Origin of the sequence: Streptomyces sp. NPDC002574 (assembly GCF_042889545.1) — a bacterium.
In the GTDB taxonomy this organism is placed as follows: domain Bacteria; phylum Actinomycetota; class Actinomycetes; order Streptomycetales; family Streptomycetaceae; genus Actinacidiphila.
The window spans coordinates 171,407-186,692 of sequence record NZ_JBIARB010000003.1 but is presented as its reverse complement, the minus strand read 5'-3'; the positions used below and the strand labels follow the sequence as shown (position 1 = coordinate 186,692).

General features: G+C 73.2%; 14 protein-coding genes. 6 read left to right on the top strand and 8 right to left on the bottom strand.

All coding sequences use genetic code 11. From position 1 onward, the window contains the following. Positions 1–46: 46 nt before the first annotated feature. Together ACFYXS_RS07795 and ACFYXS_RS07790 are read left to right on the top strand one after the other, a co-directional pair. Positions 47–1,042, top strand: a complete 996-nt coding sequence (locus tag ACFYXS_RS07795) for a zinc-dependent alcohol dehydrogenase family protein (protein WP_389245036.1) — start codon at positions 47–49, stop codon at positions 1,040–1,042. A 102-nt stretch (positions 1,043–1,144) separates the two neighbouring features. After that, positions 1,145–1,930, top strand: a complete 786-nt coding sequence (locus ACFYXS_RS07790) for an alpha/beta fold hydrolase (protein ID WP_389245034.1) — start codon at positions 1,145–1,147, stop codon at positions 1,928–1,930. A gap of 159 nt (positions 1,931–2,089) precedes the next feature. Here the strand turns inward: ACFYXS_RS07790 and ACFYXS_RS07785 are convergent, their stop codons facing one another. The 6 genes from ACFYXS_RS07785 to ACFYXS_RS07760 all read right to left on the bottom strand — a co-directional run bounded on the left by ACFYXS_RS07785 (position 2,090) and on the right by ACFYXS_RS07760 (position 8,043). Beyond that, complete coding sequence (locus tag ACFYXS_RS07785; protein WP_389245032.1) at positions 2,090–2,446, bottom strand: helix-turn-helix domain-containing protein; 357 nt, start codon at positions 2,444–2,446, stop codon at positions 2,090–2,092. Between the two features lie 193 nt (positions 2,447–2,639). Then, positions 2,640–3,875 carry a styrene monooxygenase/indole monooxygenase family protein gene (locus ACFYXS_RS07780; RefSeq protein WP_389245030.1) on the bottom strand — a complete coding sequence of 412 codons (1,236 nt, stop codon included), beginning with the start codon at positions 3,873–3,875 and terminating at the stop codon, positions 2,640–2,642. An 89-nt stretch (positions 3,876–3,964) separates the two neighbouring features. Continuing rightward, a complete protein-coding gene (locus ACFYXS_RS07775; RefSeq protein WP_389245028.1) occupies positions 3,965–4,567 on the bottom strand; it encodes an ATP/GTP-binding protein in 603 nt (200 codons plus the stop codon). 1 nt (position 4,568) lies between these two features. Beyond that, a complete protein-coding gene (locus ACFYXS_RS07770; RefSeq protein WP_319660034.1) occupies positions 4,569–4,973 on the bottom strand; it encodes a DUF742 domain-containing protein in 405 nt (134 codons plus the stop codon). Beyond that, the gene (locus ACFYXS_RS07765) at positions 4,973–5,542 is read right to left on the bottom strand and encodes a roadblock/LC7 domain-containing protein (RefSeq protein WP_389245026.1); all 570 of its coding nucleotides are present in this window, start codon (positions 5,540–5,542) and stop codon (positions 4,973–4,975) included. Before ACFYXS_RS07765 ends, ACFYXS_RS07770 begins: the two co-directional genes overlap by 1 nt. Continuing rightward, entirely contained in the window at positions 5,542–8,043 is a 2,502-nt protein-coding gene (locus ACFYXS_RS07760; protein ID WP_389245024.1) for a nitrate- and nitrite sensing domain-containing protein, read from the bottom strand. The genes ACFYXS_RS07765 and ACFYXS_RS07760 overlap by 1 nt, the downstream gene beginning before the upstream one ends. A gap of 389 nt (positions 8,044–8,432) precedes the next feature. Here ACFYXS_RS07760 and ACFYXS_RS07755 point away from each other — a divergent pair, with 389 nt between their 5' ends. Then, entirely contained in the window at positions 8,433–9,278 is an 846-nt protein-coding gene (locus tag ACFYXS_RS07755) for a hypothetical protein (protein ID WP_389245022.1), read from the top strand. 55 nt (positions 9,279–9,333) lie between these two features. Here ACFYXS_RS07755 and ACFYXS_RS07750 read toward each other — a convergent pair whose 3' ends face one another. Both ACFYXS_RS07750 and lon read right to left on the bottom strand, forming a co-directional pair. Beyond that, positions 9,334–9,756, bottom strand: a complete 423-nt coding sequence (locus tag ACFYXS_RS07750; protein ID WP_389245020.1) for a MarR family winged helix-turn-helix transcriptional regulator — start codon at positions 9,754–9,756, stop codon at positions 9,334–9,336. A 240-nt stretch (positions 9,757–9,996) separates the two neighbouring features. Beyond that, complete coding sequence (gene lon / locus ACFYXS_RS07745; RefSeq protein ID WP_389245018.1) at positions 9,997–12,462, bottom strand: endopeptidase La; 2,466 nt, start codon at positions 12,460–12,462, stop codon at positions 9,997–9,999. A 147-nt stretch (positions 12,463–12,609) separates the two neighbouring features. On the opposite strand from lon, the gene ACFYXS_RS07740 reads away from it, so the two are divergent. The 3 genes from ACFYXS_RS07740 to ACFYXS_RS07730 all read left to right on the top strand — a co-directional run bounded on the left by ACFYXS_RS07740 (position 12,610) and on the right by ACFYXS_RS07730 (position 15,192). Then, a complete protein-coding gene (locus ACFYXS_RS07740) occupies positions 12,610–13,293 on the top strand; it encodes a spermidine synthase (RefSeq protein ID WP_389245016.1) in 684 nt (227 codons plus the stop codon). A gap of 61 nt (positions 13,294–13,354) precedes the next feature. Further along, positions 13,355–14,101 (top strand): response regulator transcription factor, encoded by a 747-nt coding sequence (locus ACFYXS_RS07735; RefSeq protein WP_319660041.1) that lies wholly within the window; start codon positions 13,355–13,357, stop codon positions 14,099–14,101. After that, positions 14,098–15,192 carry an ATP-binding protein gene (locus ACFYXS_RS07730; RefSeq protein ID WP_389245014.1) on the top strand — a complete coding sequence of 365 codons (1,095 nt, stop codon included), beginning with the start codon at positions 14,098–14,100 and terminating at the stop codon, positions 15,190–15,192. Before ACFYXS_RS07735 ends, ACFYXS_RS07730 begins: the two co-directional genes overlap by 4 nt. The last annotated feature ends 94 nt before the right edge of the window (positions 15,193–15,286 follow it).

Sequence of the window (15,286 nt, the reverse complement as noted above, 5' to 3'; positions counted from 1 at the left end):
CTTCCCGGGACAACAAAACAGACCTGTCTGTTCGATTGGAGAGACCATGTCCACCATGCGCGCGGTGGTGCTGGAGCAGTTCGGCAGCCCCCTGACCCTGGGCGAGCTCCCGGTTCCGGTGGCCGGCCCCGGCCAGGTGCTGGTCCGGGTCGAGGCCGGCGGGGTGAACCCGCTGGACGCCAAGATCCGGGCCGGGAAGGCCGCCCACGCCCGCAGCCGGCTGCCCGCCGTACTGGGCCTGGACCTGGCCGGCGTGGTCGAGGCGGTCGGCCCGGACGCCACCGGCTTCGCCCCGGGCGACGAGGTCTACGGGCTCACCGGCGGCGTCGGGGACGTGCAGGGATCCCTCGCGGAGTACGCGGCCGTCGACGCCCGGCTGCTGGCCCGCAAGCCCGCCGCCCTGAGCATGCGCGAGGCCGCCGCCCTGCCGCTGGTCTTCGTCACCGCCTGGGAGGGCCTGGTGGACCGGGCGGGCGTGCGCGAGGGCCACACGGTGCTCGTGCACGGCGGCGCCGGCGGCATCGGCCATGTCGCGGTGCAGCTCGCGCACGCCCGCGGCGCCCGGGTCTTCGCCACCGGGGCGCCGCACAGCCTGCGGACGATCGCGGAACTCGGCGCCACCCCGATCGACCGCACGACGACCCCGGTCGAGGACTACGTCGCCGAGCACACCGGCGGCGAGGGCTTCGACATCGTCTACGACACGGTGGGCGGCGAGACGCTCGACGCGTCCTTCACCGCCGTGCGCACCTGGACGGGCCATGTGGTGACCGCGCTGGGCTGGGGCACCCACAACCTCGCGCCGCTGTCCTTCCGCGGCGCGAGCTACTCCGGGGTGTTCACGCTGCTGCCCCTGCTCACCGGCCGCGGGCGCGAGCACCACGGCGAGATCCTGCGCGAGGCAACCGCCCTGGTCGAGGCCGGGGCCCTGCGGCCGCGGGTCGACCCCCGGCGGTTCACCCTCGCCACGGCAGCCGAGGCGCACGCCGCCGTCGAACACGGCGCCACCGCGGGCAAGATCGTGGTCGACGTCACCGGCTGACCACCCGCGTCCGGATGCGGGGCGGGGCCGCTCCACGCGAACGGTCCTGCCCCCGACGGCAATTCGGTGGCCCGCGCGGCGCGGACCTGCGAGCATGCGCGGATGCCCATACTCAGTGATCATCTCGGCCATCTCTCCTACACCGTCACCGGCGAAGGCTCGCCCGTGGTCCTCGTGCACGCCGGCGTCGCCGACCACCACATGTGGGACGCGGTCGCGCCCGCCCTCGCGGAGCGGCACACGGTCATCCAGTACGACCTGCGCGGCTTCGGCCAGTCCCCGCCGCCGGCGGGCCCGTTCAGCGAGACCGACGACCTGCTCCGCCTCCTGGACCACCTCGGTCACGACCGGGTCCGGGTCGTCGGCGCGTCCTGGGGCGGCCGCGTGGCCGCGGACTTCACGCTCACCCACCCGGACCGCGTCCACTCGCTGACCATGCTCGCCGCGCCGTGGCGGGGATACGACTGGTCGGCGGACATGGTCGCGTACGACGAGGCCGAGACAGCGGCCCTGGCCGCGGGCGACCTGGACACCGCCGTCCAGGTCAACCTGGACATGTGGCTGCGCGGTCCGAGCCGCGGCTGGGAGGACGTCGCCCCGGGACTCGCCGAGCAGGTCCGGGAGCCGATGCGGATCTCACTGATGCATCAGGAGACCGTCGGGCAGCACTCCCAGGGCGGTACGGACCGCGAGGTCGCCACGATCACCGTCCCCACGCTGGTCGGCTTCGGGCGCCTCGACGTCGCCGACTTCCAGGACATCGCCCGCCGCTACGCCGCCGAGATCCCCGGCGCCGCCCTGGTCGAATTCCCCACGGCGGCCCACCTCATCGCGCTGGACGCGCCCACCGAACTCCTCGCGGCACTCGTCCCGTTCCTCGCCCGCTGACCCACCCCCGCCGGCGGCCGGGGGCACTGGCAGCCCGCGGACCTCAGCGACCGGGACGCTCACGCGCTCGCGAACAGGCCGCTCACTCCATGCCATCGAGTACCCGCCGTCGCTGTGCCGCTCCGGGCGGGCTCGAACGTGCCGAAGGCCGCGCGCCTGTCAATGAGCGCTTTCCGACAGGTAGCTGCGGGCGATCTCGACCAGGTCCTCTACCTGCTCCCGGGTGAGTCGGCTGGCAGCTGAGACAAGCCCGCCGATCTCCGCTGCAGCCCGATAGGGGGCACGGTGGTCCGTTGCCGGCCCATCGGGAAGTCCGGCGATGACGCGCAGGTCAGCTGCCGACATACCCAGCACGGGACCGATATCCTGAATGATTTCAACGGTCGGCAATACCTTGCCGGACATCAGCTGATTGATGGTCGATTGAGCCCGGCCCGAGGCTATGCTGACGGCCCGCGGTGTCAGGCGGCGATTGTTCATCAAGCCCCGCAAGATCTCGCCGAACTCTCGTGTCATTCGGGCAGGTTACCGGCGTCACCCCGGCTCGCGGACCGTCCCGCGACACCGGGGACGTGCGATGGCCCGACCCGTCCTTCCGGTCCGGTGGCGCACCCGCGGTACGCAGCCGAGGGTCGGCCCCGGCGGGACGTCGACGGCCCCGGTGGAAGCACCGGGGCCGTCGACGGCCTGGCGGCCGGTCAGGGAAGTGTCACGCGCCGGCGACCGAGGCCAGGTAGGCGGCGGTCTTCTCGGGGTCGTAGAAGTACGACTCGTAGTCGGACGGGTCGTCGAAGCCGTTGGCGAAGCGGTCGGCCACGGCGGGGAACTGGCCGGCCGCGCCGATCAGGCCGAGGATGTGCTCCGGCGGGGGGCCGAGGAGGGCGTTGGTCCACTTGGTGACCGGCTCCGCGGTGGACCAGAAGCGGGCGAAGGCGGACTCCATCCACGCACGGTCGAAGGGCTGGTCGCCGTGCTCGACGATCGCCGCGAGGTAGGCGGCGGCGCACTTGGACGCGCTGTTGGAACCCTGGCCCGTGATGGGGTCGTTGGCGACCACGACGTCCGCGACGCCGAGGACGAGGCCGCCCGAGGGCAGTTCGGCGACGGCGTGGCGGACGATCGGGGCGAAGCGGCCGGCCAGGGTGCCGCCGGCGTCGGTCAGTTCGACGTCGCGGGCCCGGTCGTACTCCCAGGGGAGGTGACGTTTCATCAGGTCGAGCGTGATGCGCAGGTGCTCCGCGGGGTCCTTCACGTCGCCGAAGACGTCGAGCGGGCCGCCGGGCAGCCCCTCCCAGAACAGGATGTCGCAGGGGCCCGAGGTGGTGAGCGCCGGGATGACGATCAGCTCACCGGCTCCCGGGACCATGTTGAGCCGCACCGCGTGGAAGTCGGGGTGCTCCGGGCGGGGGCCGAGGCCGTGCACATAGGCGACGGCCAGCGCGCGCTGGGGGCTGTCGTACGGCGAGCGGGCGGCGTCCCGGCCGAACAGCGAGACGAGTTCGCCCTTGCCGGCCGCGACCAGCACCAGGTCGTAGGCGCGGGAGAAGTAGTCCAGGTCGCCGACGGTGACACCGTGGACGACCAGCTTGCCGCCGCGCTGCCCGAAGGTCTCCAGCCAGCCGGCCATCTTCACGCGCTGGTCGACGGACTGGGCGTACCCGTCGAGCCGGCCGACCCAGTCGATCGGACGGGAACCGTCGGGGGCGGCGACCGAGACGCCCAGGCCATCGATCCGCGGGGCCTGGTCCTCCCAGAAGTTGACGCCGAGGTCCCGCTCGTGGCCGAGCGCGGTGTCGAACATGCACTGGGTGGACATGACACGCCCCTCGCGTATCTCGTCCGCCGTGCGGTTGGACATGACGGTGACCTCGTAGCCGTGGGACTGCAGCCCCAGGGCCAGCTGGAGGCCGGACTGCCCGGCTCCCACGATCAGTATTCTGCGCAAGACGGCACGCTCTCTCGTACGGTGCTGCTGAATGGGGGTGAGGTGGGTCGGGGTTCCGGCGGCCCCCGCGGGGCGCCACCGGAGGACTGCTACTCCGGGTGGGCGACCAGGGCCTGCTTGACCAGGGCCAGCAGCACCTGGATCACCGACGGGCGGTCGCGCGCGTCGCAGATCAGTACGGGGACCTCGTCCGGTACGGCCAGCGCCTCACGGACGTCGATCTCGTCGTACGCGGTCGTGCCCTCGAACTGGTTCACCGCCACCGCGTAGGGCAGCCCGCTGGTCTCGAAGTAGTCCAGCGCCGGGAAGGCGTCCGCCAGCCGCCGGGTGTCGGCCAGCACGACCGCGCCGATGGCGCCGCGCACCAGGTCGTCCCACATGAACCAGAACCGCTGCTGGCCGGGCGTGCCGAACAGGTAGAGCACCAGCTCCCGGTCGAGCGTGATGCGGCCGAAGTCCATCGCCACCGTGGTCGTGGTCTTGTCCGGGGTCGACCCGAGGTCGTCGATGTCCTCACTGGCCCGGGTCATCACCGCCTCGGTGGTGAGCGGGGTGATCTCGGAGACCGCGCCGACGAACGTGGTCTTGCCCACGCCGAAGCCGCCCGCCACGACGATCTTGGTCGAGGTGGGCGCGCGACTCACGTCCAGTTGCCACTCCTGCAGGCCCTCTTCCTCCGCCACCGACGTCATCTCAGAGCCTGCGAAGTCCACCGAGCACCCTCTCCAGCAGCGCGCGATCGGGGGTGCCGGGCCCGTGCCCGGTCCCGTACACACGGATCCTTCCCTGATCGGCCAAATCGCTGAGCAGCACGCGGACGACGCCCAGCGGCATGCGCAGCAGCGCGGAGATCTCGGCGACCGAGCGCATCCGGCGGCACAGTTCGACGATGGCGCGCATCTCCGGCATCACGCGCTCCGCCCAGCCCCCGGAGGTCAGTTCGCGGCGTTCCTGCGCACCGTCGATCGTGGCCACGAAGGTCTCGACGAGCAGCACGTGCCCGAAGGACGTCCGGCCACCGGTCAGCGCGTAGGGGCGCACCCGGGCCGAGCGGCGCCCCGCGCCGCGTACCGGGAGCGCGGCGGCGTGCCGGGGCATCAGCGGGCTCCTTCGATCGCCTGCCGCAACTCCGTGCGGAGTTGCGGGGTGAGCACATGGCCGGCCCGGCCGACGAAGAGGGCCATGTGGTACGCCACGACGCTCATGTCGCACTCGGCGTCCGCGTGGACGCCCAGCAGCGAGCCGTCGCTGATCGACATCACGAACACGCTGCCGTTGTCCATCGCCACGGCCGTCTGCCGGACCCCGCCGCCCTCCATCAGGCGCGCGGCGCCGTCGGTGAGCGACGCGATGCCGGAGACCACCGTCGCCAGGTCGGCGAAGGTGCCGGCCGGGCCCTTGGGCGGTCCTGCGGCGGGGTCGTCGTCATCGTCGGCGGACCGCTCGGACGCGTCCGCGGCACCCGCCGAGCCGTCCTGCCCGTCGGGCTCGTCCGCTTCGTCTGCTTCGTCCGACTCGGAGTTCAGCAGCAGCAGTCCGTCCGACGAGACGACGGCCACGGAGCGGACGCCCGGCACGTCGTCCACGAAATTGCGCAACAGCCACTGGAGGTTGCGTGCCTCGTGACTCAGGTCCCGCTCGCTCTGGGTGTCCGTTCTGGCCGACATCAACCGCGTGCCTCCTCGACGCCTTCGGCTTCGACTTGTTGTGGTCCCCCCGAGCTGACTTTCTTTTCCGCTGTTTCCGTCGTCCCCTCGGGCGCGTCCGTGTCGCGCCGGATCTCACGTGTCTCGGCGTCCGCGTCCGCCCGTCCGTCGCGCAGGCCCTGGGCGAAGCCACCGAGCTTGCGCCGCAGTTCCTCCGGGTCCACCGCCCTCCCCTGGCGGGCGTCACGGACCTGGGGCTCGCCCGACAGGCCGGTGGCGCGCGGGACGCGCTGCGGCAGTCCCTTGGCGGTCAACGGTGTCCCGTCCGCGGCGAGCGCGGGCGCCGGTGCGGGGACGGGCGCCGGTGCGGGCATGGGCGTCGACACCGGCTGGTCTGCGCGGGCGTGCTCGATCGGCTCGTGCCCGGTGCCCTCCCCCTCGGCCGCGGGCTCCCCCGCGTCCTGGCCGGCCGGCAGTCCGTCCCGCTCCTCGCGCGGGGCGGGCAGCGGGGCCGACCGGGGCCGGACCGCACGCGGCTGCCACGGCTCCCCCGCGACCGCGGCCTCGACCGGGCTCTGCGGCCCCTCCGGGTCCTCCGCGGGCGCGGTGAGCGAGGCGGGGACGACCACGACGGCGGTCGTGCCGCCGTGCTTGGCGTCGCGCAACTGGACGCGGATGCCGTGCCGGGCGGCCAGCCGGGCTATCACGTACGCGCCCATGCCGGTGGCCTCGGACGTCGGCGCGGCCGGGTCGGCCTGCGTCAGCAGGGCGTTGAGCTCCTCCCGCCGGGCGGCCGGGAGGCCGATGCCCTCGTCCTCGACGGACAGCATCAGTTCGCCGTTCTCCAGCATCCAGCCGGACAGCTGCACCTCGGTCTCCGGCGGCGAGAACGTGGTGGCGTTCTCCAGCAGTTCGGCGACGAGGTGGCTGAGGTCGTCCGAGGCGAACCCGGCGATCCGGCCCGCGGGCAACTGCTGGATGCGGACCCGCTCGTACTTCTCGATCTCGGAGACCGCGGCGCGCGCCACGTCGACCAGCGGCACCGGCCGGGGGTGCGCGTGGCCGTGCTCGGTGCCCGCGAGCAGCAGCAGGTTCTCGCTGTTGCGGCGCATGCGGGTGGCCAGGTGGTCCAGGCGGAACAGCTGGGCGAGCTCGTCCGGGTCGTGGACCAGCTCCTCCAGCTTCTCGATGAGCGTGAGCTGCCGCTCGACCAGGCCGAGCGTGCGCAGCGTGAGGTTCACATAGGTGGCGCTGACGCTGCCGCGCAAAGTGGCGAGTTCGGCGGTCAGTGCCTCCTGCCGGCTGCGCAGCAGGTCGCGTTCGGCGGCGAGCGCGTCGCGCACGCCCTGCACCCGCGTGTGCTCGGCGTCCTGGCCGGCGACCCGGTCACGCAGGCCCACGGTCTCCGCGCGCAGCGCGTTGACGGCGCGGGCCACCGCCGCGAACTCGTCCGAGCCGACGGCCCTGACCTGCTCGTCGGCCGGTACGTCACCGCGCGCGAAGCGGTTGAGGGCGGCGACGGGCCGGGTGATCGAGCGGGCGGTGGAGACGCAGGTGCCGAGGACCAGCAGGAAGCAGACGCCGGCCAGCGCGACGTGCAGTTCGAGGCCGGTGACGTCGTCCGAGCGCAGCGCGGCGAGGTGGTCGGCGGAGGCCGCCGCGAGCGAGGACTCGACCCCGCGCATCAGGTCGATCCGCGCGGAGAGCGCGGACTGCGCGGAGGAGGACGTGAGCTCCTGGTCGTGGGCCGAGAGCGAGCCCGCGTTCAGCAGGGTCTTCAGCTGCCGCTCGGCGGTGGAGACGTCGGAGCCGGTGACGGTCTGCTCGTACTGCTCGTCCGCGGCGGACGAGGCCGCGGCGTGGAAGTCGGCGAGCGCGGTCCGCTCCCCCACCGCCGCGGTCTGCGCGGCGCCCACCAGTTCGGCCTGCGGGCCGCCCGCGGCGAGAGCGCCGACCAGCAGGCCGCGCTGGAACGAGGCCTGGTCGACGGCGCGCGCGAGGAAGGGCAGCGCGGTGGTGTCGGCGGAGGCGCCGCGGGCGGGCAGCGACCGGGCGACGGCCGCGCCCACGCCGTTCAGCGCGTCGATGGGCGGCTGGTAGGCCATGACGGCCGCGACGGCGCCACCGGTACCGGAGTGCGCCTTCTGCCGGATCGCGGGCAGTTCGCCGAGCCGTTGGTCGGCCTCGGCGAGCGCGGCCGCGAAAGCCGGGGCGTCGGCGGTGTCGGCGTCCGCGGCGGCGGCGAGGAATTCCTCGATCTGCCGGTCGACACGCCCCTTCTCGGCGTCGGAGTCGCCCGTGCCGCCCTCGGCGGACCGGCCGGTGGCGACGAGCACCGCCGTGTCGTCGCGCTCGTCGGCCAGCACATGGCCGAGGGAGACCGCCTGCGCCTGGAGCCGGGCCATGCCCAGCAGTCGCTGGGACTCGGCGAGGTCCCGTACGGCGGTCGCCACCCCCGGAGCGGAGGCGGCCAGAACGGTGACGGCGCAGATCAGCAGAGCACCGAGCAGTCTCTGCCGCACGCGCTTGGTCCGCGGGTTACGTCGTGTTCGCACCGGTGCTCGCTATCCCGTCTGCCTGGTCCAGTTGTCCCGAGATGACGACACATCGGCCGAGCGCCGAGCACGGCAACGTCTGGCCTCTTCCCGGCATCGTCCCGACCATCTCAGGCCGACCCGGAATGCAGATGTGCGTCCCTCACCTCGACACCCGAACGAGTGAATCGCACGGACAAGTTGACGTCCAACTCCCGCACGGGATCGTTACTCGCGGGTTCACCGACGGGATCGGTGGGGAACTGGCGTCCTCCTCGCGGTCCTGGCAGGATGCGCGCCTTCACGGCCCGGGCCCCGCGGCGGGCCCCCGCCAGGGTTCGAACAGGCCGTGCGAGCGGGTGCCGCACACTGGACGCATGCGCGTCGAGACGGCCACCGAGCCCGGCACCCCCGATCGTCCGAACGAGGACTTCGCGGCGATCGCCATGCCCGCATCAGGTGGCGGCGGTTCACTGGTCCTGCTGGACGGCGTCACCCCGCCCGACGGCCCCACCGGATGCCGCCACTCGGTGCCCTGGTACGTCTCCGAGCTGGGCGGTTCCATGATCGAACTGTCCGTTTCGCCCTCGGCGCCACCGCTGGCGCAGTGTCTCGCGCGGGCCATCGCCCGGACCGCCGACACGCACCGCGAGACCTGTGACCTTTATCACCGGCGCACTCCCCAGGCGACGGTTGTGGCGGTCCGGTGGAATGCGGACAGCGTGGAGCATCTGGTGCTATCCGACTCGGAGTTGCTCATCGAGGACGCCTCCGGCGCGGTGCACGCGGTCCTCGACGACCGCCTGGACCGCCTGCCCGATCCGGTGCCCGCCCTGCGCGCCGCCGTCCGCGCGCTGCCGCGCGGCGGCGCGGAGCGCGCGCGGGCCGCGGCGGCGTACGTCGAGGCCGTCGAGGCGCTCCGCAACGCCGAGGGCGGCTTCTTCACGGCCGCGGCGGACCCGGGGGTGGCGGCCCGCGCCGTCACCGGCGTACGGCCGCGGTCCTCGGTGCGCGCGATCGCCGCCCTCACCGACGGAGCGACCCGCCTCGCCGACGTCTTCGGCGAGACCGACCGCCCCGGCCTGCTCGCCCTGCTGCGCAAGTCCGGTCCCGACGAACTCGTCCGCCGGGTCCGCCTGGCGGAGTCCGCCGACCCGGCCGGCACCCGCTTCCCCCGCGGCAAGCCCAGCGACGACGCCACCGCGATCCTCGTGGAGCTCTAGCGGCGCGGCCTCGAACCCCGCGCCACCACCCCACCCGGTGCAGCCGAGCGCGGCGTCACGCACCTTCCTGCGAGTCGTTCAGCTGAGCCAGCAGCCGCGCGAGTTCCGACAGCTCCAGGCGGTCCCAGCCGCGCAGCCGGCTGACGTAGCGGGCCCTCCGTGCGAGGCGGACGCGGGTGAAGCGGGCCTCGCCCTCCGCGGTCAGCTGGACGAGGAAGGCCCGGCCGTCCGCCGGGTCCGGCTCGCGGAGGATCAGCCCGAGTTCCTCCAGGGCGCGCAGTTGGCGGCTCATCGTCGCCTTGCCGACCCCGAAGTACCCGGCCAGGACGGTCGCCCGCTGCGGCCCGGTCTCGGCGAGCCGGGCGAGCAGCCCGTACGCCGCCGGTTCGAGTTCGGGGTGGACCTCGCGGGCCATTTCGCCCTGGGAGGCCCTGGCCCGCCGGAACAGGACGGTCAGTTCGCGTTCGAGCGCCTCCATCACTGGGTCTGCACCTCCGTGGGACCCGGCCGTCTCGGCCACGCGGTCACCCGCTTTCAGGACGGAAACTTCTCTTCAGGTGCCGCCGTATGTGCAGCGCCCCCAGTATTTCGCAGACGTGGATCAACGACGTGACCAGGGGCACATGCGCGCCGGGTGTCACTCGCCCACCCACGGGAGCGGCCCCTCCCAGGCGCATGGGAGGGGCCGCTCTCTTCTCTCACCCGGTCGGGGCGTCACTCACGCCGCGACCGAGGTCTCCAGGCCGGAGTCCGCGTCGGAGTCCGATTCCGAGTCCGCACCGGTGACGGCGGGCTCCAGGGCCAGCTTGAGCACGTGCCGGACGTCCGAGACCGCGTGGACCTCCAGCTTCTCCAGGACCTCCGCGGGGACGTCGTCCAGGTCCGCCTCGTTCCGCTTGGGGATCACGACGGTGGTGATCCCGGCGCGGTGCGCGGCCAGCAGCTTCTGCTTGACGCCGCCGATGGGCAGCACGCGCCCGGTCAGCGACACCTCGCCGGTCATCGCCACGTCCGTGCGGACCCGGCGCCCCGACAGGAGCGAGGCCAGCGCGGTGGTCATGGTGACGCCCGCGCTCGGACCGTCCTTCGGGACCGCGCCCGCGGGGACGTGGATGTGGACGCCGCGCTCCTTCAGGTCGCCGACCGGCAGCTCCAGTTCGGCGCCGTGCGAGCGCAGGAAGGAGAGCGCGATCTGCGCCGACTCCTTCATCACGTCGCCCAGCTGGCCGGTGAGCTGCAGCCCGCTGCCGCCGGTCTCCGGGTCGGCGAGCGACGCCTCGATGTAGAGGACGTCACCGCCCGCGCCGGTCACCGCCAGGCCCGTGGAGACACCCGGCACCGCCGTGCGCCGCTCCTGCGGGTCCTGCGCCGACTCCGGCACGTGGTGCGGCCGCCCGATGAGGTCCCGCAGGACCTCCGGGGTCACCGTGAACGGCAGCTCGCGCTCGCCGAGCTCGTGCTCGGCCGCGACCTTCCGCAGGATGCGGGCGATCGACCGCTCCAGGGTGCGCACGCCCGCCTCGCGGGTGTACTCACCGGCCAGCTTGCGCAGGGCCGCGTCGTCGACGGCGACCTCGTCCTCGCCGAGCCCGGCCAGCTCGCGCTGGCGCGGCAGCAGGTGGTCACGCGCGATGACGACCTTCTCGTCCTCGGTGTAGCCGTCCAGCCGTACCAGTTCCATACGGTCCAGCAGCGGCTCGGGGATGGCCTCCAGGACGTTGGCGGTGGCGAGGAACACCACGTCGCTCAGGTCCAGTTCGACCTCCAGGTAGTGGTCCCGGAAGGTGTGGTTCTGGGCCGGGTCCAGGACCTCCAGCAGGGCCGCGGCCGGGTCGCCGCGGTAGTCGGAGCCCACCTTGTCGATTTCGTCCAGCAGGACCACCGGGTTCATGGACCCGGCCTCCTTGATGGCGCGCACCAGGCGGCCGGGCAGCGCGCCGACGTAGGTGCGGCGGTGGCCGCGGATCTCCGCCTCGTCGCGGACGCCGCCGAGCGCGACGCGCACGAACTTGCGTCCCATGGCGCGGGCCACGGACTCGCCGAGCGAGGTCTTGCCGACGCCGGGCGGACCCACCAGGGCCAGCACCGCACCGCCGCGGCGCCCGCCGACGACCCCGAGACCGCGGTCGGTGCGGCGCTTGCGCACGGCCAGGTACTCGGTGATGCGCTCCTTCACGTCGTCCAGGCCCGCGTGGTCGGCGTCCAGCACCGCCCGCGCGCCGGGGATGTCGTAGGCGTCCTGGGTCGTGGTGTTCCACGGCAGCTCCAGGACGGTGTCGAGCCAGGTGCGGATCCAGCTGCCCTCGGGGGACGCGTCGCTGGACCGCTCCAGCTTCTCGACCTCCTTCATGGCGGCCTCGCGCACCTTCTCGGGCAGGTCGGCGGCCTCGACGCGGGAACGGTAGTCGTCCGCCTCGTCCTCCGGGTCGCCGTTCAGCTCGGCCAGCTCCTTGCGGACGGCCTGCAGCTGCTGCCGCAGCAGGAACTCGCGCTGCTGCTTCTCCATGCCCTCCTGGACGTCCTTGCGGATGGTCTCCGCGACGTCCTGCTCGGCCAGGTGGTCGCGCAGCCACTGCGTGGCCAGCTTCAGCCGGGCGACCGGGTCCACGGTCTCCAGCAGCTCGACGCGCTGCTTGGTGGTGAGGAAACCGGAGTAGCCGGCGTTGTCGGCCAGCTGCGAGACGTCGTCGATCTGCTGGACGCGGTCCACGATCTGCCAGGCGCCCCGCTTGCGCAGCCAGCTGGTGGCCAGTGCCTTGTACTCCTTGACGAGCTCCGCGACGGTGCCGGGCGCCTCGGCGGGCACCGGCTCGGCGAGCTCGGTCCCCTCCACCCACAGCGCGGCGCCGGGTCCGGTCGTGCCGGCACCGATGCGCACGCGGCTGACGCCGCGGATCACGGCCCCGGGATCGCCGTCCGACAGCCGTCCCACCTGCTCGACGGTGCCCAGCGTGCCCACTCCCGCGTAGTCGCCGTCCACCCGGGGAACGAGCAGGACCCGCGGCTTGTTGCCGACACCGGGCAGACCGGACCGCTGCGCGGCCTGGGCCGCCTCGACCGCGGCACGCGCCTCGGCGTCGGTGAGGTCCACGGGCACGACCATGCCCGGCAGGACCACCGCGTCGTCGAGCGGCAGCACGGGCAGGGTGAGCGGCGCGAACGCCGACGAAGACGATTGAGCCATTATCTCTCCCTAAAGCAATCAAGTTGAGCTATGCAGACTCAATGCTTCTGATGCCCCCGGTGTTCCCCGGACCGTGTTCGCTCTGAGCGATCGACCCCCTACCGGCCTCCGACCGGCCCCTGACCAGCCGCTCATTACGCTGAGCCCATGCACGCGAACGAAGAGGGACGACCCGTCACGCTCGACCGCCGCGAGGGACCGTACGGCGAGGTGGCCCTGCGCCGGCACGGCGAGCGGTTCGAGATCATCGCCAACGGCACCTTTCTGATGGACACCTCCGACGGCCGCTCCGAGCGGCTGCTGGTCGACGCGGCCCTGGCGGCCCTGCCGGCGGACCGGGCGGACCTGTCGGTGCTGATCGGGGGCCTGGGTGTGGGCTTCTCACTGGCCCACGCGGTACGGCAGCCGCGCTGGGGGCGGATCGCGGTGGCCGAGCGCGAGCGCGCGGTCGTCGACTGGCACCGCGCCGGGCACCTGGCCCCGTTCTCCGAGCACGCGCTGGACGATCCGCGGGTGACGGTCCTGGAGGGCGACCTCGTGGCGTACCTGCGGGAGGCGGACGCGATCTACGACGCCCTGTGCCTGGACATCGACAACGGCCCCGACTGGACGGTCACCGACGACAACCGGGGCCTGTACAGCCCCGAGGGCCTGGCGGCCTGCCGGGCACGGCTCACACCCGGCGGCGTACTGGCGGTATGGTCGGCCCAGCCGTCCGCCGCGTTCGAGGACGCACTGCGGGCTGCGCAGTTCACGCAGGTCCGGACGATCGAGACACCCGTGAATCGGGGCGTTCCGGATGTCGTGCACCTGGCAATCACACCCGGATAGCCGCGGCACGGTTGTGCCCCGTACGCTGCTGCGCAACGCAAACGACCATGGGGGACCGCACATGGACACCACTCAGCCGACTCCGGGCGACGCCGCAGCGGTCGCGGCCACCCCCGGCGCGCAGCGCCGGGTGCTGGTGGTCGAGGACGACGCGACGATCGCCGACGCCATCGCCGTACGCCTGCGGGCCGAGGGCTTCCAGGTCCGCACCGCCGGCGACGGGCCGGCCGCGGTGGACACCGCCGCCGCCTGGCAGCCCGACCTGCTGGTGCTGGACGTCATGCTGCCCGGCTACGACGGCCTGGAGGTCTGCCGCCGCGTGCAGGCTGCGCGGCCCGTGCCGGTGCTCATGCTCACCGCGCGCGACGACGAGACCGACATGCTGGTCGGCCTCGGCGTGGGCGCCGACGACTACATGACCAAGCCGTTCTCGCTGCGCGAGCTCGTCGCCCGGGTGCACGTCCTGCTGCGCCGCGTGGAGCGGGCCACCATCGCCGCCCGCGACCCGCGCGGCGCCAACATGCAGCTGGGCGACCTGGAGATCGACAACGCCCAGCGGCGGGTCCGGGTCCGCGGCGCGGACGTGCACCTGACGCCCACCGAGTTCGACCTGCTGGTGTGCCTGGCGCAGCAGCCGCGCGCCGTGCTCTCCCGCGAGCAGCTGCTCGCGGAGGTCTGGGACTGGGCGGACGCGTCGGGCACCCGGACCGTCGACAGCCACGTCAAGGCCCTGCGGCGCAAGATCGGCGCGGAGCGCATCCGTACCGTCCACGGCGTCGGCTACGCCCTCGAGACCCCCACGCCATGAGCCCTTTCAGCGCGCCACCCCCGCCGAGCCTGCGGGACCGTGTGTGGGCCGCGCTGCGGCCGTGGGACCCGTTCCGGTCCATCAAGGCGGCGCTGCAGTTCCTGGTGATCGCCTCTGTGGCGATCACCACGTTCCTCATCTATGTGGCGATGCACTCCGCGACCGAGATCAGGATCATCACGATCTTCTCGATCATCGCCTCGCTGCTCATCTCCCAGCTGGTCGCCCACGGGCTGACCGCGCCGCTGCGGGAGATGACCTCGGTGGCCATCGGCATGGCCCGCGGCGACTACGGACGCCGGGTCACCGCCGCCCGCCGTGACGAGGTCGGCGAGCTGGCCGACGCCTTCAACCGCATGGCCGCCGACCTGGAGGCCGTCGACCGGCACCGCAAGGAGCTGGTGGCGAATGTCTCACACGAGCTGCGCACCCCGATCGCGGCGCTGCGCGCGGTCCTGGAGAACGTCGTCGACGGCGTCTCCGAGGCCGACCCGGAGACGATGCGCACCGCACTGCAGCAGGCCGAGCGGCTGAGCCTGCTCGTCGCCCACCTGCTGGACCTGTCCCGCCTCGACAGCGGCATCGTTCCGCTGGACGCCAAGCGCTTCGAGGTGTGGCCCTACCTGTCGGCCGTGATCAAGACCGCGAGCCTGGGGCTGCAGGACAGCGGGCCGGGCGCCCGGCCGCGCAAGGACGTCCATCTGCACCTGGACGTCTCGCCGCCGGAGCTCACCGCCTACGCGGACGCCGAGCGGCTGCACCAGGTGGTCGCCAACCTGGTCGACAACGCCGTCAAGCACAGCCCGCCGAGCGGCCGGGTCACCATCCGCGCCCGGCGCGGCGCCGGCCCCGGCAGCCTGGACCTGGAGGTGCTGGACGAGGGTCCCGGCATCCCCGAGGCGGAGCGCACCCGGGTCTTCGAGCGCTTCAACCGCGGCACCGCGGGCCCCGGCGACGGCGGTACGGGACTGGGGCTGGCCATCGCCCGCTGGGCGGTGGACCTCCACGGCGGCGACATCAAGGTGGCCGAGTCCCCGCGCGGCTGCCGGATACGCGTCACCCTGCCGGGTTCCGCCCCGGTGCCGGTCTGACGCACTCGCGCACTCGCGCACTCGCGCCCTGGCGCACTGACGTACGCAGTACGGCCGGGGGCTCGCTGCGCCCGGCCAGAGGCAGTCGATTCGG